This is a genomic window from Myxococcus vastator (assembly GCF_010894475.1).
GTDB classification, from domain to species: domain Bacteria; phylum Myxococcota; class Myxococcia; order Myxococcales; family Myxococcaceae; genus Myxococcus; species Myxococcus vastator.
On sequence record NZ_JAAIYB010000084.1, the window covers coordinates 1 to 23,173 of the forward strand.

The 23,173-nt window shown below is 69.9% G+C and carries 14 protein-coding genes; 11 read left to right on the forward strand and 3 right to left on the reverse strand.

Going from position 1 to position 23,173, the window contains the following annotated elements; all coding sequences use genetic code 11:
* The 4 genes from G4D87_RS11200 to G4D87_RS11215 all read left to right on the forward strand — a co-directional run.
* Nucleotides 1-2,777, forward strand: a 2,777-nt coding sequence (locus tag G4D87_RS11200) for an aminotransferase class III-fold pyridoxal phosphate-dependent enzyme (RefSeq protein WP_163781751.1), incomplete at its 5' end; no start/stop codon positions are given.
* The gene (locus tag G4D87_RS11205) at nucleotides 2,774-3,148 is read left to right on the forward strand and encodes an acyl carrier protein (RefSeq protein ID WP_163781753.1); all 375 of its coding nucleotides are present in this window, start codon (nucleotides 2,774-2,776) and stop codon (nucleotides 3,146-3,148) included. The genes G4D87_RS11200 and G4D87_RS11205, both read left to right, overlap by 4 nt.
* Nucleotides 3,149-3,195: 47 nt before the next feature.
* Nucleotides 3,196-4,776 (forward strand): long-chain-fatty-acid--CoA ligase, encoded by a 1,581-nt coding sequence (locus tag G4D87_RS11210; protein WP_163781755.1) that lies wholly within the window; start codon nucleotides 3,196-3,198, stop codon nucleotides 4,774-4,776.
* Between the two features lie 32 nt (nucleotides 4,777-4,808).
* The gene (locus G4D87_RS11215) at nucleotides 4,809-12,191 is read left to right on the forward strand and encodes a type I polyketide synthase (protein WP_163781757.1); all 7,383 of its coding nucleotides are present in this window, start codon (nucleotides 4,809-4,811) and stop codon (nucleotides 12,189-12,191) included.
* 144 nt (nucleotides 12,192-12,335) lie between these two features.
* On the opposite strand, the gene G4D87_RS11220 is transcribed toward G4D87_RS11215, so the two are convergent.
* Nucleotides 12,336-14,360, reverse strand: coding sequence for a serine hydrolase (locus G4D87_RS11220; RefSeq protein ID WP_240358193.1), 2,025 nt, complete (start codon nucleotides 14,358-14,360; stop codon nucleotides 12,336-12,338).
* Nucleotides 14,361-14,759: 399 nt separating this feature from the next.
* Here G4D87_RS11220 and G4D87_RS11230 point away from each other — a divergent pair, with 399 nt between their 5' ends.
* A complete protein-coding gene (locus G4D87_RS11230) occupies nucleotides 14,760-15,527 on the forward strand; it encodes a glutathione S-transferase N-terminal domain-containing protein (protein WP_163781759.1) in 768 nt (255 codons plus the stop codon).
* Nucleotides 15,528-15,780: 253 nt separating this feature from the next.
* Nucleotides 15,781-16,218: a YciI family protein gene (locus tag G4D87_RS11235; protein ID WP_163781761.1), complete on the forward strand. Its 438-nt coding sequence runs from the start codon at nucleotides 15,781-15,783 to the stop codon at nucleotides 16,216-16,218.
* 9 nt (nucleotides 16,219-16,227) lie between these two features.
* Here the strand turns inward: G4D87_RS11235 and G4D87_RS11240 are convergent, their stop codons facing one another.
* On the reverse strand, nucleotides 16,228-17,676 hold the full coding sequence (locus tag G4D87_RS11240; protein WP_163781763.1) for a glycoside hydrolase family 43 protein: 1,449 nt from the start codon (nucleotides 17,674-17,676) through the stop codon (nucleotides 16,228-16,230).
* A gap of 301 nt (nucleotides 17,677-17,977) precedes the next feature.
* Between G4D87_RS11240 and G4D87_RS11245 the strand changes: the two genes are divergently transcribed.
* Nucleotides 17,978-19,171, forward strand: coding sequence for a COG3014 family protein (locus tag G4D87_RS11245; RefSeq protein WP_163781766.1), 1,194 nt, complete (start codon nucleotides 17,978-17,980; stop codon nucleotides 19,169-19,171).
* Between the two features lie 12 nt (nucleotides 19,172-19,183).
* On the opposite strand, the gene G4D87_RS11250 is transcribed toward G4D87_RS11245, so the two are convergent.
* Nucleotides 19,184-19,648: a hypothetical protein gene (locus G4D87_RS11250; RefSeq protein ID WP_163781768.1), complete on the reverse strand. Its 465-nt coding sequence runs from the start codon at nucleotides 19,646-19,648 to the stop codon at nucleotides 19,184-19,186.
* A 170-nt stretch (nucleotides 19,649-19,818) separates the two neighbouring features.
* Between G4D87_RS11250 and G4D87_RS11255 the strand changes: the two genes are divergently transcribed.
* The 4 genes from G4D87_RS11255 to G4D87_RS11270 form a co-directional block, all read left to right on the forward strand.
* Entirely contained in the window at nucleotides 19,819-21,066 is a 1,248-nt protein-coding gene (locus G4D87_RS11255) for an MFS transporter (RefSeq protein ID WP_163781770.1), read from the forward strand.
* Nucleotides 21,067-21,243: 177 nt separating this feature from the next.
* The gene (locus G4D87_RS11260; RefSeq protein WP_163781773.1) at nucleotides 21,244-21,930 is read left to right on the forward strand and encodes a ferredoxin; all 687 of its coding nucleotides are present in this window, start codon (nucleotides 21,244-21,246) and stop codon (nucleotides 21,928-21,930) included.
* A gap of 443 nt (nucleotides 21,931-22,373) precedes the next feature.
* Nucleotides 22,374-22,901 carry an RNA polymerase sigma factor gene (locus G4D87_RS11265; protein WP_176409531.1) on the forward strand — a complete coding sequence of 176 codons (528 nt, stop codon included), beginning with the start codon at nucleotides 22,374-22,376 and terminating at the stop codon, nucleotides 22,899-22,901.
* Nucleotides 22,901-23,173, forward strand: a 273-nt coding sequence (locus tag G4D87_RS11270; RefSeq protein WP_205507537.1) for an anti-sigma factor family protein, incomplete at its 3' end; no start/stop codon positions are given. The genes G4D87_RS11265 and G4D87_RS11270, both read left to right, overlap by 1 nt.

Consider the following 23,173-nt stretch of genomic DNA (forward strand, 5'->3'; position numbering starts at 1 on the left):
CGCCAGCCCCCGCCGCGTCAGCGCCCCCCTCGGGCAAGTCCGAGGCCGACCGCTTCAGCGCGTTCTCCGTGAAGCTGGGCAAGGACGAGCGCGAGGAGGACGCGGAGAAGGCCGGCTACATCCAGCGCCTCACGGCCCGCGTGGCGACGAAGGCGCCGGAGTCCAAGCGGCTGGCGCAGCACTACCGCCAGCCCCTGGCCGACAACCGCGTCTCCGCGGGCTTCCGGCCGCTCCTGAAGGAGATGGTGTTTCCCATCGTCGCGGAGCAGGCGCGAGGCGCCCACGTCACTGACGTCGACGGCAACACGTACCTCGACTTCACGATGGGCTTTGGCGCGCACTTCTTCGGCCACTCGCCGGACTTCATCACCACCGCCCTCCAGGCGCAGCTCGGACGCGGGATGCCCATCGGGCCGCAGTCTCCGCTGGCGGGGCGCGTGGCGGCGCTCATCTGCGAGCTGACGGGCCATGCCCGCGTGACGTTCTGCAACTCCGGCACGGAGGCGACGATGACGGCGCTGCGCCTCGCCCGCGCGAAGACGGGGCGGGACAAGGTCGTCATCTTCCGCAACTCCTACCACGGCACCTTCGACGCGTTCCTCGCCCGGGGCAACGCCTCCAGCGACGAGAGCCGCCCCGCGAGCCTGGGGACGACGGCCTCGCTGGTCCGGGACACGGTGGTCCTGGACTACTGCGAGCAGAGCGCGCTCGACTACATCGAGAAGCACGCGAAGGAGCTTGGCGCGGTGATGGTGGAGCCGGTGCAGAGCCGGGCTCCGGGCATGCAGCCCGCGGCGTTCCTGAAGCAGCTGCGCGAGCTGACAAAGGAGAAGGACATCGCGCTCGTCTTCGACGAGGTCATCTCCGGCTTCCGCTGCGCGAAGGGCGGCGCGCAGCAGTACTTCGGCGTCCAGGCCGACCTCTGCGCCTACGGCAAGGTCGTGGGCGGCGGGATGCCCATTGGCGTCATCGCGGGCAGCGCCGCCTTCATGGACGGGCTCGACGGCGGCTTCTGGCGGTACGGCGACGCGAGCTTCCCCAGCACGCCGACCATCTTCTTCGCCGGAACCTTCTCCAAGCACCCGCTGACCATGGCGGCGTCGCTGGCCGTGCTGGAGCACCTCCGGGAGGCCGACGACCAGCTCTACCGCGCGTTGAACGAGCGCACCGAGCGGCTGGCCACCCAGCTCAACGCCGCGTTCGAGGAGGAGGGCGCGGACGTGGCGGTGGAGTCCTTCTCGTCGCTGTTCCGCTTCGCGTCGAAGGGCAACCTGGACCTCTTCTATTACAGGCTCCTGGATGCGGGGTATTTCATCTGGGAGGGGCGCAACTGCTTCCTGTCCACCGCCCACACCGACGCGGAGCTCGCCCGCTTCGTCGAGTCCGTGCGGGAGATCGCCCGGGAGCTCGTCGCGCTGAAGCTCCTGCCACTCCGTGATGGTGGCAGGGCGCTCCCGCCCGCGGAGCCGCCGGTGTCGGACGCCCAGCAGCGCTTCCTCCAGCTCGTGCGGAGCGGGCCCGAGGGGTCCGTCACCTGCAACCTCTGCTACGGGCTGCGCTTCGACGCGCCGGTGGACCTGGAGCGGCTGTCGCGGGCCGTCCAGACCGTGCTCGGCGGCCAGGAAGCCCTCTGGTATTGCCTCGACGTGGAGAAAGGGACGCAGACGCTGCGTCCCGTGGCGGAGCGCCGGGTCCCCATCGAGCAAGCCGACGTCACGCGGCGCTCGACGGAGCCAGGCGTCATCGAGCGCCTGATGGCGGCCCAGCAGCAGACGCCGCTGGCCCCCGAGTCCGGGGTGAACGTCCGCGTCCACCTCACCCGGTTCGAGGAAGGGGTGACGCTGTTCAGCCTGTGCGTGCACCACCTGGTCTGCGACGGCTGGGCGCTGGTGTCGCTGTTCGAGCGCATCGCGGCCCTCTACAACGGCGACACGGCCATGGGAGCGAACGTGCCCTACTCGCGCTGGCGCGAGCACGAGGCGCGCTACCGTCAGGGTGGGCAGTACGCGGCCGACCAGCGGTTCTGGAAGGACGCCATCGGCGCCATCGCGAGCTACCAGCGGAGCCACACCTACGGCGAGCTCCGGCACCGGGGCACCGTCGGAGGCCGCCCGGGAGCCCGTGCGCGACGGAGCCTGGGCGAGCCGCTGACGGCCCTGTTCAAGGCGCAGGCGAAGGCGGACGGGGTGACGCCGTTCACCGCGCTGCTCGCGGCCTTCCAGGTGTTCCTGAACCGGGCCTACCGGACGCGACTGCCGGTGGTGGGCATCCCGTTCGCGAACCGGACGACGCGGGAGCTCAAGCAGGCCGTCGGCACGTGCGTGAACCTGCTGCCGCTGCTGCCCGCGCACGGCGCGGACGCGACCTTCGACGCGAGCCTCGCGCGGACCCGGAGCCAGATGAAGGAGCTGTTCAAGCACGCTGGCTTCCCCTACGCGGAGCTGTGCGAGCAGTACCGCGCAATGATTCCGGAGGCCCAGGGGAGCCCGGTCGAAGTGACGTTCAACGTGGAGCCGGTGAGTCAGCTCCCGAGCTTCGGCGGCCAGCCACCGGAGCTGGTCTCCGCGGTGAATGACTGGATTGAGTTCGACCTGAGCTGCAACGTCTTCGTGCTCCCGACGGACATCACCCTGGAGCTGGACTACGACACCCGCCTGTTCGCCGAGGATGCCGTGTACGGGCTGCTCAACCTGTACTCGAAGATCGTGGAGAACTACGCGAAGCGGGCCGACACCGCGCGCCGGACGAGCGGCCCGGCCGCACTGGGGGCCGCGTGAACGCGCTCGCGGGGCTTCGCGACCGGCTCACCCCGGCGGCTCCGTCCGCGCGACAGGCGCTGCTGGTGGAGGCCATCCTCCAGTTCCTCTGCGACGAGCTGGGCTGCGACCCGAACGAGCTGCACCCGCGGTCCCGGTTCGAGACGCTGGGCATCGACTCGAAGCGGGCGCTGGAGTTCAAGGAGGTCCTCGAGGAGGAGCTGGGCTGCGCGCTGCGCACGACGCTGCTGTTCGACTTCCCCAGCCCGGAGAGCCTGGCCGGGCATGTCGTGGGCGTGGCGTTTGGTGAAGTCACGCCGGAGGACGCGCCCGAGCCTCAGGAGTCACCCGAGGAGCGGCTCCGCCGGAAGCTGACGAAGTACGACCTCTGAGCCGTCCCTCCGCATTCCACGCGGGCCTCACCCGAGAGAGAACTCCCATGCTGGAGCATTACGACGCCATCAAGACGCTGGCCGACATCCCGGACCTCCACGCCCGCGCCACGCCCGGTCACACCGCGCTCATCGCCGATGAGCGCAGGGTGAGCTACGCCACGCTGGCCGAGCGCAGTGAGCGCGTCGCCAACGCCCTGGTCGCGGAGGGACTTCCGCGTCAGGCCCGGGTCGCGCTGCTGGGCACCGACAGCGAGGCGTCCTACGAGCTGCTGTTCGGCTGTGCCAAGGCGGGCATGGTGCTGCTCAGCATCAACTGGAAGCTGGAGGCGAGCGAGCTGGCCTACATCGTCCAGGACTCGGACGCCGAGCTCCTCTTCATCACCCAGCAGATGGCGCCCCTGGTGGAGTCCTTCCTGCCCTCATGCCCCAGGCTGAAGCGGCTCATCGTGCTCGACGGGCCCTCCGAGCGGCATGCCCTCTACCCGGCGTGGCGCGACGCACACCCGGCCCGGCGAGAAGCCCTGCCGCTCCAGAGCCACGAAGCGGTGGTGCAGGTCTACACGAGCGGCACCAGCGGAAGGCCCAAGGGGGTGGTACTGTCGCACGGCTGCTTCCTGGACGTCATCCGCGAAGTGGTGCGCGCCGGGGATGAGCTCATCGACTGGAAGCCAGGGGACCTCACGCTGCTGGCGCTGCCGACGTTCCACGTGGGCGGCCTGTGGTTCGGAATCCACGGTCTGGTCAACGGCGCGACGAACGTCATCATGAAGGCGTTCACTGGCGCGTCCGCGCTGGAGCTCATCGAAGCGCACGCCATCACCAAGGTCGCCTTCGTGCCGGCGATGATTCGCTTCATGCTGTCGGAGCCGGCGAGCCGGACGGCGGACCTGTCCTCGGTGGACCAGCTCGTCTACGGCGGCTCGCCGATGCCGCGGCCCCTGCTGGAGCGGGCGCGCGCCCTGTTCAAGTGCCGCTTCACGCAGAACTACGGCCTGTCGGAGACCACGAACATGGCGGTGTTCATGCCCGCCGCCGAGCACGAGGACCCGGCCAACCCACGGCTGAAGGCGGCGGGCCGTCCGCTGCGGGGCGTCTCGGTGCGCATCCTGGCCCCGGACGGCCGCGAGCTGCCTGCAGGCCAGACGGGGGAGATCGCCTTCAAGACGGCGGGGCACATGCTGGAGTACTGGAAGCTCCCGGAGGAGACGCGCAGGACGCTGGTGGATGGGTGGGTCCACACGGGTGACGCGGGCTCCGTGGATGAGGACGGCTTCGTCTACGTCACGGACCGCATCAAGGACCTGATCATCTCCGCGGGAGAGAACATCTACCCGGCGGAGCTGGAGCGCATCCTCGTGCAGCACGAGGAGCTCGCGGACGTGGCGGTGATTGGCGTGCCCGATGACCGCTGGGGAGAGCTGCCCATCGCCATCGCGGTGCGCAAACCGGGCTCGGCGGTGACCAAGGCGGACGTGCTGGCGTTCGCGCGCAAGCACCTGGCGAGCTTCAAGATGATCAGGACGGTGGAGTTCGTCGACGCCCTGCCCAGGAATCCCAGCGGCAAGGTCCTGAAGCGCGTGCTGCGCGAGCCGTACTGGGCCGGCCGCGAGAAGCGCGTCAACTGACCGGCCTGCGGGCCAGCGGGAGCCAACACCCCATGTCGCAGAGCGTCCTGGACTCAGAGAAGGTCCTCCGCATCATCGAGCGGCTGGAGAACGAAGTCGCGACCCTGCGCAAGACGCAGGACGAGCCCATCGCCGTGGTGGGAATGAGCTGCCGCTTCCCTGGCGCGGAGAGCGCGGACGCGTACTGGGCGCTGCTCCACCGCGGCGAGCCGAGCATCACGGAGGTCCCTCGCGAGCGGTGGGACATCGACGCGCTCTACGACGCGGACCCGGACGCGCCGGGGAAGATGTCCACGCGCCACGGAGGGTTCCTGCCCCGCGTGGACGCGTTCGACGCGCCGTTCTTCGGCATCTCGCCGCGAGAGGCGGCGCTGATGGACCCGCAGCAGCGCCTGCTGCTGGAGACGTCGTGGGAGGCGCTGGAGAACGCGGGGCTGTCACCGGACGCGCTGTACGGCTCGCCCAGCGGCGTCTTCGTCGGCGTGTGCACGTCCGACTACTTCCGCATGGCCCTCCAGCGCGTCGAGAACGTGAACGCCTACCTGGGGACGGGCAACGCCACGAGCGTCGCCGCGGGGCGGCTCGCGTACACGTTCGGCTTCACCGGGCCCTGCGTGTCGCTGGAGACGGCGTGCTCGTCGGCCCTGGTGGCGGTGCACTCCGCGGGCGAGAGCCTGCGCCGGGGGGACTGCCGCGTGGCGCTCGCGGCCAGCGTCAACCTGGTCCTCGCGCCGGAAATCACCGCGGCCTTCTCCAAGGCGCGGATGATGGCCCCGGACGGTCGCTGCAAGACGTTCGACGAGCGGGCGGATGGCTATGTGCGCTCGGAGGGCGTCGCGGCCCTCGTGCTCAAGACGGTGTCGGCGGCGAAGGCGGACGGAGACGCCATCCTGGCGGTCATCCGCGGCAGCGCCATCAACCAGGACGGCGCGAGCTCCGGGCTGACCGTCCCCAACGGGCCCATGCAGGAGGCGCTGGTGCGCAAGGCGCTGGCGCGCGCGGGCGTGAAGCCGGGGGACGTGGACTATGTCGAAGCCCACGGCACCGGCACGGCGCTGGGAGACCCCATCGAGGTGGGGGCGCTGGCGCAGGTGTTCGGCCCGAATCGCCCCAGGGAACGGCCGCTGCTCCTGGGGTCGGCGAAGAGCATCGTCGGTCACACCGAGCTGGCGGCGGGCATGGCCGGCCTCTGCAAGGTCATCCTCGCGCTCCAGGAGGAGACGCTTCCGGGGTACCCCACCCTGGGGGCCTTGAGCAGCCGCATACCGTGGAAGGACCTGCCGGTGGAGGTGCTGCGGCAGCCCGTCGCCTGGCCCCGGGGCCAGCGGGCGCGCATCGCCGGGGTCAGCGCGTTTGGCTTCAGCGGGACGAACGCGCATGTCGTCGTGGAGGAGGCCCCCCGGCCGGCCCCAGCGCCGCCGGCCACGCAGCCCGCGCACGTGCTGTGCCTGTCGGCGAGGACACCGGAGGCGCTGGCGGTGATGGCGGAGCGCTACGCGAGCTGGTTGGAACGGAACCCCGAGGCGTCGCTCGACGCGGTGACCTGGACGGCGAACACCGGACGCGCGCGGTTCGCGCAGCGGCTCGCGGTGGTGGCGGACGGGGCGGAGTCCCTGCGTGACACGCTCGCGGCGTTCGCGAAGACGCGCGCCGCCTCGGGCAGGAACGTGCGGGCGGGCAGCGCGCCCGCGATGGAGGGCCGGCTCGCGTTCCTCTTCACGGGGCAGGGCTCGCAGTACGCCGGCATGGGGGAGGCGCTGTACGCGCTGCATCCGGTGTTCCGGGAGACGCTGGAGCGCTGCGAGGCGCTCCTCTCCGAGCACCTGGAGACGCCGCTCCGGGAGGTGCTGTGGGGCGAGCACCGCGGGCTGCTGAACCAGACGAAGTACACCCAGCCCGCGCTGTTCGCGCTGGAGGTGGCCCTCGCGCGCCTCTGGCAGTCCTGGGGCGCCCGTCCGTCGTTCGTCATGGGCCACAGCGTGGGCGAGCTGGCCGCGGCGTGCGTGGCGGGCCTGTTCAGCCTGGAGGACGGACTGAAGTTGATCGCCGCGCGAGGGCGGCTGATGCAGTCGCTGCCGGAAGGCGGCGCCATGGCCGTGGTCCTGGCCGGGCGGGACACGGTGGCGCCCGTGGTCGCGGAGCAGGGGGCGCGCCTGGCCATCGCCGCGTTCAACGCGCCTCAGCAGACGGTCATCTCGGGCGAGCGGGACGCCGTCCTCGCGGCCTGCGAGCGGCTGGGGCGGCAGGGCGTGCGCAACCGGGGGTTGCTGGAGGTCTCGCACGCCTTCCACTCGGAGCTGATGCGGCCCATCGTGGAGGACCTGCGCGCGGTCGCCGGGACGGTGACGTTCCGTCGCCCGAGCATCCCGCTCATCTCGAACGTGACAGGCCAGGTGGGCGGAGAGGAGCTGGCCACCCCCGGCTACTGGGTGGACCACGTGCTCGCGCCGGTCGACTTCATGGCGGGAGTGAAGGCGCTGGAAGCGAACAAGGTCGTGGGCCTGCTGGAGGTTGGCCCCAGCGCCACGCTCGTGAGCCTGGCCTCCGCCTGCGTCGAACCGGACCGGTTCGTCACCGCGGCGAGCCTGCGAGCCAACGCGCCCGCCTGGCCCCAACTGCTGGAGGCCGTCGCGACGCTGTTCGCGCACGGGCTGCCCGTGGACCTGGGCAAGGCGGGCCGGTGTGGGCAGCCCGCCCCGCCCCGGCTGGGGCTGCCGACCTATCCGTTCCAGCGGCAGCGCTACTGGCTCCAGCGCGAGGAAGGCAGCTCGGTGGCGATGGCGGCGTCGGGCGAGTCCCACCCGCTCCTGGGTCGGCGGTTGCGCAGCGCCGCCCTGCCCCCGGGTGACCACCTGTTCGAGAGCGCGCTGTCGCCCGGCGGCCCGGCCTACCTGCGGCACCACCGCGTCTACGACAAGGTCGTGGTGCCCGCCGCGGGCTACGTGGAGATGGCCCTGGCCAGCCTCCGGCGGCTGTTCCCCCAGGCGGCGCTGTCGCTCCGCAACGTCGCGGTCCAGGCGGCGCTCGTCCTGACACCAGGCACCGACACCGTGGTGCAGACGCACCTCTCCAGCGTCGGCGACGAGCGCTACCGCTTCCGGATTCTCAGCGCGGCCTCGCAAGACGCATCCGACTGGCGCCTCCATGTCACGGGGGAGGTCCAGGTGTCGCCACCAGGTGGACACGGTGGGGGCGCCTTCGACGGAGCCGAGGCCCGCGAGCGCCTCGAGGCAACAGGAGAGGTGCTCGACACCGAGGCGTTCTACACGCGTTATGCCGCGCTGGGCCTGGGCTACAGCGGAGCGTTCCGCGCGGTGACGGCGCTGCGGCGGCTGACGGGCGATGGCACGCGGCCCCCGGAGCTCCTCGCGCGGATCCGCCCGGCGGGGGTGACGCGCGACGAGGCGAGCGCCTACGGACTGCACCCCGCCCTGCTGGATGGCTGCTTCCAGGCCGTCGGTGCGCTGGTTCCGGAGGTCGCGGACGTGGTGTGCCTGCCCGTCGGCATCGAAGCCCTGCACCTGTCACGGCCGGGCGCCGAGGAGGTGTGGGCCCAGGCCGTTCTCCGCCACGCGCCTTCGCCCGGGGACCCTCGCGTCATCGCGGACCTCCGGCTTCTCGACGAGCAGGGCCAGGTGGTGTGCGAGGTGGAGGGACTCCAGGCGCTGCGAGTCGACCGCCGCGCGCTGGCGTTCGCGACGGCCACCTGGAAGGACAAGCTCTACTCGATGACCTGGGTGCCCCAGGGACTTCCTGAGGCCCCCGACGCGCCAGCACGGCGCTGGCTCGTCCTCGGAGACCGCGGGGGGGCGGGGGCCCGCCTGCGCGCGATGCTGGAAGCCCGCGGAGACACCTGCGGGCTGTTGAGCGACGCAGCGGTCGACTGGCTCGACAAGGCCTCCTGGTCGCGAGCGCTCGCGGACCTCGCGGCCGCAAGCCCCCTGCCCCTCGCGGGCATCCTCCACCTCTGGGCGCTGGACGAGTCGCTGCCGCGCTCGGTCGGGAGCGCGCTGGCCCTGGTCCAGTCACTGATGGACGTCCCGGGCCAGCGACTGCCACGGCTCTATCTCGTCACGCGAGGCGCGCAGCCCGTCGTGGAAGGCGAACGGGTGAGCGCGAACCAGGCCGCGCTGTGGGGGCTGGGACGCACCATCGCCCTGGAGCATCCGTCCCTCGGCTGTACCTGCGTGGATGTGGACGACGGAGGACTGGAGGCGCTCGCGGCCGAGGTCCTCCAGCCCGACGTGGAGCTCCAGGTCGCGGTGCGCTCCGGCAAGCGGCTCGTGGCGCGGTGGGCCCGTGCTTCCGCCCAGCCCAAGGGGCAACTCGCGCTTCCCGGCGAAAGCTATCGGCTCCGGACGTCCGCGTACGGAGCGCTGGACCGCCTGACGCTGGTCCCGCTGGAGCGGCGCGAGCCCACGGACGGAGAGGTGGAGCTCGAGGTCCACGCGTCGGCGATCAACTTCAAGGACGTCCTCTACTGCCTCGGGATGCTGGAGGCGTTCAGCAAGGAGGCGGGCATCCTCCGGGCTGTCGACCAGCCGCTCGGCTTCGAATGCGCGGGGCGGGTCGTCCGCGTGGGGCCGGGCGTGACGCGCCTCACCGTGGGAGATGAGGTGTTCACGATGGCGCCGTCCGCGCTGTCGAGCCACGTCACCATCGACCAGCGGCTGGTGCACCGGAAGCCGGGCAACCTCTCTTTCGCGCAGGCGGCCTCCATCCCCGCCGCCTTCATGACGGCCATCTACAGCCTCGAGAAGCTCGCGAAGCTGAAGCCGGGAGAGACGGTGTTGATCCACGCCTGCGCCGGAGGCGTCGGGCAGGCCGCGGTCCAGCTCGCGAAGGACCGGGGGGCCACCATCTTCGGAACCGCGAGCCCGTCCAAGTGGGAGCACGTGAAGCGCCAAGGCGTCGCGCACGTGATGAACTCACGCACCCTGGACTTCGCCGACGAAGTCCTGCGCCTCACCGGGGGCCGGGGGGTGGACGTGGTCCTCAACAGCCTGACCGGCGACTACATCCCCAAGAGCGCGGGGGTGCTCGCCCAGGGTGGCCGGTTCGTGGAGATTGGCAAGATTGGCATCTGGTCCCAGGCGGAGATGGCGACCTTCCGGCCCGACGTGGCGTACTTCTCCTTCGACCTGGGAGACGTCGACGGGAACGCGGAGCTCCAGGTGGACCTGCTCACGGACACGGTGCGGGGACTGGAGGACGGCCGCCTCGCGCCGCTGCCCGTCAAGACGTTCTCCATCCGGCAGGCCGAGGCCGGCTTCCGGCACCTCGCGCAGGCGAAGAACATCGGCAAGGTGGTGCTGACGCTCCCCGCGAGCGAGCAGGCGACGGGCGCCGTCCGGGCGGACCGCACCTACTGGATTACCGGTGGACTGGGAGCCCTGGGGCTGCACATCGCCCAGAGCCTCGTCGCCAATGGAGCACGGCACCTCGTGCTGTCCGGCCGCTCCGAGCCCACCGAGGCCGCGCAGGAGGCCATCGCCGCCCTGCGAAGCGCCGGGGTGGAGGTCCTCCTGGAGCGAGCGGACGTCGCGGACGCGGAACAGGTCCAGACGCTCGTCCAGCGACTCACGGCGGGGCCAGCGCCCCTGGGCGGCCTCGTGCACGCCGCGGGCCTGCTGGATGACGGCGTGCTGGTCAAACAGACCTGGGAGCGCTTCGCCCAGGTGCTGGCGCCCAAGGTCGACGGAGCGTGGAACCTGCACCTGGCGACCCGCGCGCTGGAGCTGGACTTCTTCGTCCTGTTCTCGTCGATCGCCTCGGTGATGGGAGCGCCGGGTCAGGGCAACTACGCCACGGCGAACGCGTTCATGGACGGACTGGCGGCGCTGCGCAGGAGCCAGGGGCTCCCCGCGACGAGCATCCACTGGGGCCCCTGGGCAGCCGGAGGCATGGCGGAGGCGAAGCGAGCCGCGAACCGGGCGCGCTTCGAGTCCCTGGGCCTGGGGCGCATGGCGGCCGGAGACAACGTGGAGGTCTTCGAGCACCTGCTCCACGCGGCGCCCACGAACGTGGCCGTCGCGGACATGGACTGGTCGAAGTTCCTGAAGACCGTCTCCAGTCCGGGAGTCGCGAGAGTCTACGCGCAGCTCGGCCAGGCAAGGCCCGGCGCCGAGCCCGCCCAGGCCGGAGCCCTGCTCGCGCGGCTGACGCAAGAACCCGAGGCACAGCGAGAAGCCGTCCTCATCGACTTCCTGCGCCGGCAGGTCGCGAGCGTCGTGGGGCTCGCCGCGCCGGATGCGGTCGAGGCCACCCAGCCCCTGCTGGAGCTGGGCTTCGACTCGCTGATGGCGGTCGAGCTGAAGAACCGGGTCGAGTCCAGCCTCGGCTGCACACTCAGTCCGGCGCTGTTGTTCGACCACCCCACCCTGGCGCAGCTTGGAAGACACCTGCTCGTGGAGGTCCTGAAGCTGGGCGCGGGAGGAGACGCCGGTCCACGCGCGCCAGCCCCACCCGGAGACGAAGCAGCGCCGGACGACGAGGCGCCCCTCGCCACGCTCCGCGAGTCGTTCCTCACGACGAGCGCGGGAACGAAGCTCTGCGTCTGCACCTGGGGTCCGGAGGACGCGCCGTTGGTGGTCTGCGTCCACGGCCTCCTCGACCAGGCCGCGAGCTGGGACGAGCTGGCGGTGGGGTGGGTGGAGCGCGGCTATCGCGTCCTGGCACCCGACCTGAGGGGACACGGCCGGTCCGGACACCTCCCAGCGAATGTGGCGCTCACGGTCCTCGACTTCCTGCTGGACCTGACGCAAGCGACCGCGGCGGTGAAGCGCCCGTTCACGCTCGTGGGGCACTCGATGGGCGGAGCCGTGGCCACGCTCTTCGCGTCCGCGTATCCCGAGCGGGTCGAGCGCCTGCTCCTCGTCGAGCCCGTCATCCCGCACCTGCGCGACGAGCAAGGGGCCGTGGACCTGTTGAAGAACGACCTGCGCTTCCTGACGGAGCCCCCCGCGCACACGCCCTACCCCGACCTGACGACCGCCGCGAGGATGCTCACGCTGAGCCACGGGGGGCTGTCACCCGCCCGCGCGAGGATGCTCGCGAGGCGCATCACCGAGCCCTGCGAGCAGGGCCTGCGCTGGTCCTGGGACGTCCGGCTGCGAAACCCACTGGGCATCGACCTGGGCTTCTCACGAGAGCGCTACCTGGCGCTCCTCGGAGCGCTCACCGTGCCCTCCCTGCGGCTCCACGGCACCACCAGTCAGTTCGCCCGGACGCCCGTGCTCGTGCCCCCGGACCTCCCGCTCCCTCTGTCACGGAGCGTCCACCTCCGGGGAGGCCACAACCTCCACACGGACAACGCGGCGGAGCTGCTCAACGAGGTGCTGGCCGAACTCGAGCAGCGGCCTGACGCCGAGCCCGACGGGGGGCCGGGGCCGGCGCGGGTCCAGCCGGGGACGTGACGCAGCGCACGCCACCCGGCTCACGGCCCGAAGGCCGCGGCTCACCGAGCCGCCCGGTCCGCCGCACCACGGACCGGCGGAGGCCCCTCGCGAGCCCCGCCGGTCCTACGAGAGCTCTCCCGGAGAGTCCGGTGGAGGCCCTTGTCAAAACAGGTTGTGCGCGGGCCAGGTGCTGACGCCGTTCACGACGTTCCACATGAGGCTGTCGAGGTTGATGTCGGGCGTGCCCGAGCCGGAGCGGTTGTTGGAGTTGGTCATGACGGACCAGGTGAACTCCTCGGAGCGGCTGGGCCCATAGCGGTCATCGGTCCGCACCAACAGGGCCAGGGTGCCCGGGACGTAGCCGCCGTGCCACCAGTTGGGGAGGCTGTTCACCGACCAGCCCTTGGCGTAGTTGACGGAGTTGCCCGCCGTGCTCAGTGCCGTCGTGCGGGTCGTCATCGTGGTGATGGTGCTCGCGCTCAGCAGGTCCGGGACGGTGGAGAACCCATCCGCGCGCACGGCGACGCGCAGCAAGTCGATGGGCGTGGCGACCCAGCCGCCGTGCGCATCCATGCGACGCACCGGCATGCCGTACGGGTTGAAGGCCCCCGCGCCAAGCTGGTAGTAGACGGGCTCGTTCGGCAGACGCGCGCTCAACGTATCGCCCCCCACGGCGAAGCTGGTGGCGCCGCTGGGCGTGAACACGTTGGCGCGCATATAGGTGTCATAGGTCATGCCCGTGACCCGCTCGATGATGCGGCCGAGGACGCTGTAGCCGAAGTTCGAATACTGGTACGTCGTCCCAGGCGCGAACTCGAGCGGCACGTTCTGCAACACCCATTGGATGAGCTGCGCGTGCGTCATGCCCGTGTTCATGAACATGGGGTCGCCCGTGCCGTCGGCGCCGTCGTTGTCCCAGCCGCCCGCGGTGTGCTCCAGCAGGTGCTGGACCGTGATGTTCAGCACGCGGCTGTCCGCGTAGGTGCCCTGCGCGCCGAACGTCTCGCCCAGCAGTCCGCCCCTGCCGAAGACGCGGTCCGTCAGCCGGAGCTGGCCGCTTTGAATCAGCCGCATGATGCCAATGGAGGTCATCGGCTTGGACACGCTGGCGACGCGGAAGCGGTGGGAGGTGTTGACCGGGGTGTTGTTGGTCCGGTCGGCCAGGCCATACCCCTTGGCGAACACGAGGCGCCCCTTGCGGGTGATGGCCAGCGACAGGCCGACGGTGTTCGTGCTCGCCATCGCCTGCTCGACGGTGTCGTCAATGTGCTGCAGGTCGGCCGCGCTGAACGTCAGGTTCTGCCAGAGCAGCGAGAACTCGGGCTGGCTCCCATTGTGGTGCGCCGCCACCAGGACGGGGCGATATCCCTGGTTCTTGAGGTCCGTCACGGCCTGTTGATACGCAGCCGAGGTGAGCCCATGCCGCGCGGCCTTCGGAATTCCCGACGAAGCATGGAAGATGGCCGCGTACCGGTCCGTGCCGCCCACGTTGTAGCTGCTGACCTTCGCGAGCTGGTAGCCCTGGGACGCGTTGGTGTTGAACGTGGACTGGTACTGGGCCGAGGTCATCCCGTGGTAGGCCCGCCAGGCCGGGCCGCTCGACTGCTCCCAGATGGCCGCGTAGCGCTCGGCGCCACCGGACGTGTAGCCACTCACGTGCACGAGCCGGTAGCCCTGCCCCGCCCGGGTGTTGAACTCCGTCTGGTACTGGGCCGCGCTCAGGTCATGGCGGGCCACCCACGCGGCACCGTTGTCCACGTGGAAGATGACCGCGAAGTAGGCCACGCCGCCGACGCTGTACCCGTTGACCACGGCCGGGCGGTAACCCTGCGCATTCTGATTGACGACGGTGGTCTGATACTGCGCGGAGGTCAGCCCGTGGTAGGCCCGCCAGGCCGGGCCGCTCGTCTGCTCCCAGATGGCCGCGTAACGGGCACTGCCCCCCTCTTCGTAACCGCTGACATAGGAGAGGCGATAGCCTTGCCCCACCCACGTACTGAACTCCGTCTGATATTGGGCGCTGGTGAGCCCGTGGCGGGCAACCCAGGCATCATTTGGACCGGCCAGTGCCTGGGACTCGGCGCTGGCAGAGGCGCTGGACGCTTCCTCTGGAACCCCGCATCCCACCAGGGACGCGGCCAGCACTGACAGGACCGCCAGAAGCGGCTTCGCTCTGAAAGACTTCATGCTCTAGAACTCCTGCTTGACGTAGGTACTCCCGGCAGGGAACGAAGCCAGCGCGCATTTCCCCTCAGCCGCGGACAACAAAAACAGGACCCCCTCGCGCGTCGCACGAACCCCACGTGCATTTCAGCAGGCGGACCCACACCCCGCGGCCTGGAGTGGCCCTCGCGCCGGGGCCAGCCTCGCGCTCGCCGTGCGCAGTCCCTGATTCCCTGGGGTAGCTTCCGCGGCGTGGGCGAGAAACGCCCGCCGAGTCACTGAGCGCCGCGTCTCCCCTTCCGCTGTCGGAGGTCTGATGATGAAGCCCCTGCACCTCGCCGCGCTCCGGATGCTGCCCGCGCGCTGGCTCGCGTGTGCCCACCCGCCCCTGGCGCCGCGGCAGTTGCGCACGGAGGCGCCGCGATGACGTGGACCCTGATTGGCGAGGCCGCCTCTCCCTGGTCCGAGAAGGCCCGCTGGGCGCTGGACCACCACCGCCTCGCGTATGCGTACCGCGAGCACTACCCGCTCATCGGCGAGCTCTCGCTGCGGCTGCGGGCGCGGGGGCTGAAGGGCCGCGTGAGCACGCCCATGCTGCTCACGCCCGAGGGGCCCCTCATCGACTCCTTCCGCATCGCCCGCTACGCGGACGCGCACGGCAGCGCGCCCACGCTCTTTCCGGCCGAGCACGCCGAGGAGATCGCCGCCTGGAATGCCCGTAGCGAGGCCGCGCTCGGCGCGGCGCGGGTGCGCTACCTCGACCGGCTCGCGAACGACCGCGCCGCGAAGCTGGAGCAGCAGCCGCCCGCCTTCCCTGGTTTCGTGCGCCAGCTCTCGGTGCCCGCGGTGGACTTCGCCATGGCCTTCCTGCGCAGGAAGTACGGGATGCCGGACAGCACGGCGGCGGAGGCCACGCTGGTGCTCGAGCTGGAGGCGCTGCAGCATGCGCTCGCGGGTGGCAAGCGCCACCTCGTCGCGGACCGCCTCACCTACGCGGACCTCGCGATGGCGGTGACGCTGCAGTTCGTGTCACCCGTGGACGGCGAGCACCTCGCGTTAGGCCCCGCCACGCGCGCGGCGGGCGTCCACCCGCAGCTCAGCGCGCGCTATCCAGACATCGTCGCCTGGCGCGACGCGCTCTACGCACGGCACCGGCGCAGCGACCAGCCCGCCGAGCCCGTCCGGGCATAGCGTGCCTGCCTCCACCTTCAGCGTCCGGCGCCGACGCCCCCGAGCACGCCGGCCACGTTGAGGCCGAGGTCCGCCACCCAGTAGCCGCCCTCCCGCACGAACACCGTGTGCAGCCGCAGCCGCGCGAAGTGCCGGCCCCGCGCGCCACCCGCCGCGGGTGGTGAAATTGCCCTTCACGCACCGGCCGGAAAGTGGCGCCGCGTCAGCCGCTGCCTCTAGGGTTCCGCGCACCTGCTTCCCGAGGACCTCCGCCATGACGCTCACCACCGCCCTGCTCCTGCTCACCCTCGGCGCCGCGCCGGCCCAGCCCGCCGCGAAGAAGTTCGAGTTCGACAAGCACTACCTCGTCCTGCTCGAGCGCGTGCCTGACGCCAAGAAGCTGCCGGAGGCCGCGCTGGCGCAGCTACAGAAGGAGCACCTCGCGCACCTCACGCGCATGGGGGAGAGCGGCAAGATGGTGCTCGCGGGCCCCTTCGACGAACAGGACGACGTGGGCATGCGCGGCGCATGCATCTACCGCACCGCCAGCAAGGCGGAGGCGAAGCAGCTCGCCGAGCAGGACCCGATGGTGAAGGCGGGCCGGCTGCGCGTGCAGGTCATGGCCTGGTACATGGAGAAGGGCTACCTGGCATTCCCCCTGGCCCCGCCCGTCGAGGAGGCCAAGGGCGCGGCGAAGGACGCGGGCAAGTAGCCGAAGCCGCTACGGCATGGGCCGCGAGCCCGCGGACGGCGCGGACGGAACCGCGGGCCAGCCATTGGACCACGTGATCGCATCCACGAGCATCACCCGCGCCGTGTGGGCGCTGTTCCACGCGTGGTAGACCATGTACAGGTCTCCGCCCGGCCCGGTGACGACGGAGTTGTGTCCCGGCCCCGTCCAGCCGCCACCCGTCTTGAGAATCGGTGAGCCCAGCTTGGTGTACGGGCCCAGCGGGCTCGTCGCCCGCGCGACGCCCACGGCGTAGGTGCTGTTGTAGTACGCGTTACCGCTGTAGAAGAGGTAGTAGTAGCCGCCCCGAGCGACGACCCACGGCGCCTCGACGACGCCGCCCTCCCACGCGAGGTTGTTGCGGATGAGCGTCTGGCGCGTGCCCACCAGCGACAGGCCATCCGCCGACAGCGCCTGCCCGTAGATGGGCGTCGGCTGCCCCACCGCGTTGCCGTCCGCCTTCCACACCAGGTATGGCGTCCCGGTGGTGCTCGTGAAGAAGGTGGCGTCAATCATCCCCATCCCCGTGTCATGCACGAGCGGCCGGCCAAGGTCCGTGAAGGGCCCGAGCGCGCTCGGCGACGTCGCCGCGCCGATGGACAGCTTCCCGTCCGAGTGCCGCGCGGTGAAGTAGGCGATGTAGCGCGTCCCCACCTTGTGGATTTCCGGCGCCCAGAAGTCTCCCCTCGCCCAGGTGGGCTTCGACGCCGACGGGAAGATGGAGCCCGCGTGCGTCCACGTCACCAGGTCCGTCGACGTGCGCAGGGCGAACGCATTCGCCGCGCCGCCCGACGTGCATGCGGCGACGTACCGCGTCCCATCATGGATGACGCCCGGGTCCGCGCAGTCCCCGGGGACCACCGGGTTCTGGTACAGCCCGCCGCACCCCGTGTAGCGGAAGGACATGCCGCACGCGCCCGTGCCGCTGAAGTACGGCCTCCACCCGTTGGAGAGCGACGCGTATGAATTGCTGCCCGCGTTCGTGCAGCTCCGGTCCCAGAACACGCGCCCGCTCACGTCGTCGTACTGCGCGGTGTGTCCCGACGGGCGCAGCCACGACGCGGCATAGGTGACACGCGTCGAGCACGCGGCGGCCCCGGCACAGTCCGTGTCGAGCGCCAGGACACACGCGTTGTTGCCGGTGAAGTACGGCTGCCAGCCGTTGGAGAGCACCGCGTACGAGTTGCTGCCCGCGTTGATACAGGTGCCATCCCACGTCACCAAACCACTCGCGATGTCGAACTGCGCGGTGTGCCCCGAGGGGCGAATCCACCGCTCGCCGTAGGTGATGCGCGTGCTGCACGCGAGCGGCGCGCTGGCGGTGCCGGCCGGAGCCTCCTCCGCGAGCGGGGTGTCGATGCGTTCGTCGCCACAGCCGGATGCGAAGGGAGAGACGGCGCACACCACCGTGAGCGCCAGGATGCGAGGGGACTTCCTCATGAACCACCTCCAGATGGAGGGACGTGAGCTAGCACGAAATCCAAGAAATATCAGCAATGCGCGATATCCATGTCCTATCCATGACCTCCACCCGACCCGATATGACTGCGCTTGGATTTCCACCCGCATGTCTGGGTAGGCACGGGTCTCTGTATCCAGATGACGGGGACGGGCCTGATGGCTCTATTCTAGCGGGATGGCGTATTTCATCTCCGGGGGCGAGGCTTTTCCATCGCGCTTCGTCTCGCAGTTGTTTGGAGCCGTTCTTCTCGCCGTGCTGTCCGGCTGCCGCGCCAGCTATGTGCAACAGACCGCACAGATGCGCGTGCTCGCGGACGTCGGACGGTACGACGAAGCGCTGAAGGAGCTGGACGCCGTCACCGCGCGTGAAGCGCTGGATCCGCTGCTCGTCGCGGCGGACCGGGGCGGGCTGCTGCACCGCGCCGGAGCCTGGGAAGCCAGCAGCAGGGCCCTGGTCCAAGCGGGGGAGCTCGCTGATGAGCACGAGCGGGTCAGGTTGTCGGAGGAGTTCACCGGGAACATCCCCTGGCGCATGGGCGCCCTGGAGCGCCAGACGCTGCACACGCTCAACGCCCTGAACTACCTGCAGCTTGGGCGGCCCGAGGAGGCGGCTGTGGAGGCGCGGCTGACGAACGCGCTGAACCTCCAGCGACACCTCGAGCTGCGCCACCACGTGACGATGGAGCGGCACTTGAACGCCATCCCCATCGACGAGGAGCTGCGCCCCTACCTGGTGCAGAGCGCCATCGGCCTGTACGTGAGCGGGCTGGCGCATGAGCTGGCGGGGAACGAGGACTCCTCCTTCATCGACTACCTCGCCGCCTGGCGAATCACCCGGAGCGCTCCACCCGGAGCGCCCTCCAGGTTGACCCACCTGGAGCCCAGGCTTCTCGCGGAGGCACGCCGGCTCGGGCGCCCTGAGCTCGAGGAGCTGGAGCGGCTCATCCTGGCACCTGAATCGTCGGCTCCGGCGGACGAAGCGGGCGACCTGGTCGTCGTCGTGGAGGCCGGAAAGCTCCCCGAGCGTTGCGTGCTCCAGCGCTGGAAGGAGGGCCGCGTCTGGAGCGTGTGCCCGCGTCCCTGGCCCCACGGGCAGGCCCGAATCGAGGTGGCGTCGGGAAGCTGGGACGCGGAGACCGTCACGTCCCTGGAGAACCTCCTGCTGCGCCGTGGCGCCCTGGGCGTGAGCACCGATACGACTCGCCAGCCCAACCTGTGGGCCAGGGCCGGGTCCGTGGCCCTCTTCGTGCTCGTTCCGCCGCTGGGCGGCTATCTCCTCCTGCGAACCGCCTCTGAACGCGCGACGCAGATGGAGCAGGGCTGGCTCAGCCTCCCCTCCGAGTTCCAGGTGGCGCGCCTGTCGCTTCCCCCGGGGCGACACACCGTGCGAATCCGCAGGAGCGACCACGAGGAGACACGCGAGGTCGACATCGCGCCTGGGCGCACGCAAGTGCTCGTCGTGCCGATGCGCTGAACCCCCGAGGCGCTACCGGGCGCGCTGCCCCGCCCGCCTGGCGCCCTCCCGGAACCTCGCCGCGTCCGCCGGAGCGAATCGAGCGAGCAGGTCCAGCTCCGCGTTCACCTCCCGGACGCCGATGTCGTAGGGATGGACGGCGGGCCCGTGACCTACAGCGAAGAACTTCACGTAGCTGCGCCCACCCTCTTCCCAGCCGCGCATGAACAGCTCGTCGAGGGACGTCCCGTCCCCCCGGAGGCCCCGGCGGAGGGAGACCACCGCTGTCCGGACGCCGTCCTCTGTTCGCGACTCGTCGCGGACGGATTCCGCGAGCTGCTTTGCCTCCTCCCAGAGCGTGTCCAGCGGAACGGTGTAGGCGTAGTCGTAGAGCCGCTGTCGCAGGTACTCCTCCTCTCCCATCGTGTGGCGCAGACCACCACACCCCGTGGAGCAGCTGACAGAGACGACGAGGAGCCCGCGCAGGAGAAGTCCCATGGGCCCTCACTCAATCCCGTGGAGCCTTCACTCCGCAAGGGATGTGGGCCTGCCCGAATCCGGGACACGGCCGCACCGGCAGCAGGGCCGCGAGCCCCTGCCCCCCGGCCCCCCGGCTCATCACCGATGACGCCCTGGTTCGAGGCGCCCCAGCGGTTACAGTGCGCGCCATGAACGCCTCCTGGAAGCGCAACACGGCCCTCTTCCTGGGCAGCCAGGCCCTGTCGCTGCTCGGCTCCTCCCTGGTTCAGTACGCGCTCCTGTGGCAGGTGACCCTGCAGACACGCTCGAGCGTCATGATGACGCTCTACATCGTGGCCGGCTTCCTGCCCACGTTCCTCCTCTCGCCCTTCGCGGGCGTCTGGGCAGACCGGTATGACCGCCGCAAGCTCATCGTCCTCGCCGATGCGATGATCGCGCTGGTGACCCTGGCGCTGGCCGTGATGTTCACCTTGCGCGGCACGGAGCTGTGGCTCTTCTTCCTGGCCGCGGCGATCCGCTCCGTGGGGACGGCCGTTCAACAACCGGCGGTGAGCGCGCTGTTGCCCCAGCTGGTGCCCGAGGACCAACTGATGCGGGTCAACGGCATCCAGGGAACCGTCCACTCGGTCAACATGCTGGGGGCGCCCGCGCTCGCCGGCTTCCTCATGTCCGTGGCCCCCCTGCAGGTGATCTTCTACATCGACGTGGTGACAGCGGCCCTGGCCATCGCCCTGGTGGCGCTCTTCGTCCGGGTAGCGCCGCGCCCCCGCGCGCCGGAGCAGGAGGGCTCCTCGCAGCTGACGGAGATTCGCGACGGCTTCCGCTACATCCGCGGCCACGCGCACCTGGTGCCGTTCTTCAGCTACCTGGGCTTCATCCTGGTCCTCATCACCCCGGCCGCGTTCCTCACGCCGCTGCAGACGGCGCGAAGCTTCGGGGACGAGGTGTGGCGGCTGACGGCCATCGAAATGGTCTTCTCGGTGGGCATGATGTTGGGTGGCGCCGCGCTCGCGGCGTGGGGGGGCTTCAGCAGCCGCATGCGGACGATGATCTCCTCCAACCTCATCATGGGCGCGTGCACCGTGGCCCTCGGCGTGGTGCCCCACTTCGGGGTGTACCTGGCGACCATGGGCATCTTCGGCGTGGCGCTACCGCTCTACAACACGCCCGCCACGGTGATGCTCCAGGAGCGCGTGGAGCCGGCCTACCTGGGCCGCGTCTTCAGCGTGATGACCATGCTCTCCACCGCGCTGATGCCGCTGGCCATGCTGCTCTTCGGGCCCCTGGCAGAGGTGGTCTCCATCGAGCGGCTGCTGCAGGTCACCGGCGTGCTGGTGATTCTCGTCGGACTGCTCACGCCGCTCCACCGCCGGCTGATGTCCTTCGGCGAGCCCAAGCAGCAGCCCCCCGTGGAGTCCCGGGAGCTGGCCAACTGATGGCGTGAGGGGCACCACGTGGGGGCCGCCGCACCACGGGCCGGTCCCGAAGAACTTCTGGATGCTCCCTACGGGTCGCGCGAACAGCGCATCAACCGCAAGCCGCAGCCAGCAGCGGTCGCCATCAGTCTCGGCCCGGCGGCGCACGTAGCATGCATACTCCCGAAGGAGAACCGCATGTCGAAGCAGAACGCTCCCCATCCCAAGAACGTGGCTGGGGACTTCTATGTCGTGGACCAGTGCTGCACCGCGTGCGGTGTTCCAACACACCATGCCCCAGAGACGTTCGCGTTCGAGAACGACCAACCAGGGGCGAGCTGCTACGTCCATCGACAGCCCACCAGCCCCGAGGAGGTCGACCGCGCGCTCATGGTCGTCCGTTGTCAGGAGTTCGGATGCATTCGATACCGGGGGACCAACCCCGTCATCCTGCGCCGCCTCACTGAAGCAGACTCAGGCGACCAGTGCGATGCGCCGCTGCCCGCTGGTCTCCGCCCTGTCTTGCGGAACCATGTTGCCGTCGAAGCGAAGAGTCGTGATGCCCGCTCCTGGGAATCAGACATTGTGCTCAAGCGATTCTGCCAATGGCTGACAGACCAGCGCCGCCATCAGACCACCCCCATCATCAGGAGCGGCTCCGGCGCTTCCTTTTCGTTCTCCTGGACCGAAAAGAACTTCCACCCAGTGATGGCCAGTCCACTTGGCGACGGACCTGGCCGATGGCTCCTCCAACACTCAGGGAACCTTGCTGCGTCCGAAACCATCGACGAATGGCTGAAGGGTGAGGATGAACTAGGCGCTGTCCGGTGGTACTCGCAGGAGGAGTGGACGCGTGGCCTACCGGGCCAGACCCGCCCCTGGTAAAGGCGGCGACTTCCGCCCGGAGCATCAAACCGTGAGCCTGCCCTTCACACAAAGTGCGGGAGAGCCCCGAAATCGGGGCAAGCCTAAAATGCAAGGACGCATCAGGGGGCGCCGCCACCGGACGGGCTCGATCAGAACCGCCCAGCGGGAAAGTTCCGCTCCAGCTGCAGGCTTTGGGACATGTTCGCTCCGCCCACGAAGGACGCCACAGACTCGCCAAAAGCCGTGCACGCTTTCCCAGGTAACAAATCGAGGAGAGGCCGTCAGAGGGGCAGACAGAAGGTTCTATGCCCCCATCCGATATTTCCCTGACCTGCACATCCATCCCACTGGATGAGCAGCCCTCCGAAAGCAGGGCCACCGCGATGGAGGCTCGCCTCCCTTCTACGCCTGTTCCTATGCTGGAGCGCAATTTGCGGCAGCAGGAGGGACGCCCACAGTTGATGAGCACCATGAGGAGTGGGCATCGCGCGGGTGAGGTGGCAGAGCAACATCGGAAATGGCTCCGCACCCAGGCCAAGAAGCTGTGTGGCAACACGCATGACGCAGAGGATCTTGTCCAGGAGACCTATGCCCGCTTCATCAAGCGGTACAGGGATTCACGGGACCTGCCCGATTACGAAACCAGTGGGCGGCTACTGACCCGGACGCTGGTCAACGTCTTCAAAGACCAACTCCGCCGGAACCAGGTACGCGAACGGAATGCGAGAGACCCCCTCTTGCCCGAGCGGAGCCACTCGGTGGCGGACTCCGAGCCGCCCCCGCTGTCAGAGACAATCACCGCCGAGGCGGTCGCCGAGGCCCTTCAGGCGTTGAGTCCGAAGATGCAGAAGACCTACAAGCTCATGGCCCAGGGCAAACCTTACAAGGAGATTGCCAGCGACTGCGGCATTCCGGTCAGCACCGTGGCCAAGCGGCTGCACGACATCCGCCTAAAGCTGCGCAAGGCGCTCTCCGTGAGGGGAAATTGATGGGCCGCCCGTGTGACAATGTCGAGCTGTTCGTCGATGGAGAACTCCTTCCCGACGCAGCCGAGTCCTTCCGCCAGCACCTGCCGGATTGCGAGCAGTGTCAACACGAACTCTCCACCCTGATGGAGTTCAAGTATCTGGGCAAGGAAGCGCTCAACGCGCTTGAGGACACCTCCGACGAAGCGCAGCGGACGCCCCCGCTGCAGCCCTTCTGGACACGCCCTGGAATGATGATGGCGGCCTCCTTCACCGCGGGCCTCCTAGTCATGGTG

Excerpts from the sequence above, each read along its gene's own strand:
- G4D87_RS11210 (WP_163781755.1), top strand. The coding sequence starts at position 3,196 with ATGCTGGAGCATTACGACGCCATCAAGACGCTGGCCGACATCCCGGAC.
- G4D87_RS11215 (WP_163781757.1), top strand. The coding sequence starts at position 4,809 with ATGTCGCAGAGCGTCCTGGACTCAGAGAAGGTCCTCCGCATCATCGAG.
- G4D87_RS11220 (WP_240358193.1), bottom strand. The coding sequence starts at position 14,360 with ATGAAGTCTTTCAGAGCGAAGCCGCTTCTGGCGGTCCTGTCAGTGCTG.
- G4D87_RS11230 (WP_163781759.1), top strand. The coding sequence starts at position 14,760 with ATGACGTGGACCCTGATTGGCGAGGCCGCCTCTCCCTGGTCCGAGAAG.
- G4D87_RS11235 (WP_163781761.1), top strand. The coding sequence starts at position 15,781 with ATGACGCTCACCACCGCCCTGCTCCTGCTCACCCTCGGCGCCGCGCCG.
- G4D87_RS11240 (WP_163781763.1), bottom strand. The coding sequence starts at position 17,676 with ATGAGGAAGTCCCCTCGCATCCTGGCGCTCACGGTGGTGTGCGCCGTC.
- G4D87_RS11250 (WP_163781768.1), bottom strand. The coding sequence starts at position 19,648 with ATGGGACTTCTCCTGCGCGGGCTCCTCGTCGTCTCTGTCAGCTGCTCC.
- G4D87_RS11255 (WP_163781770.1), top strand. The coding sequence starts at position 19,819 with ATGAACGCCTCCTGGAAGCGCAACACGGCCCTCTTCCTGGGCAGCCAG.
- G4D87_RS11260 (WP_163781773.1), top strand. The coding sequence starts at position 21,244 with ATGTCGAAGCAGAACGCTCCCCATCCCAAGAACGTGGCTGGGGACTTC.
- G4D87_RS11265 (WP_176409531.1), top strand. The coding sequence starts at position 22,374 with ATGAGCACCATGAGGAGTGGGCATCGCGCGGGTGAGGTGGCAGAGCAA.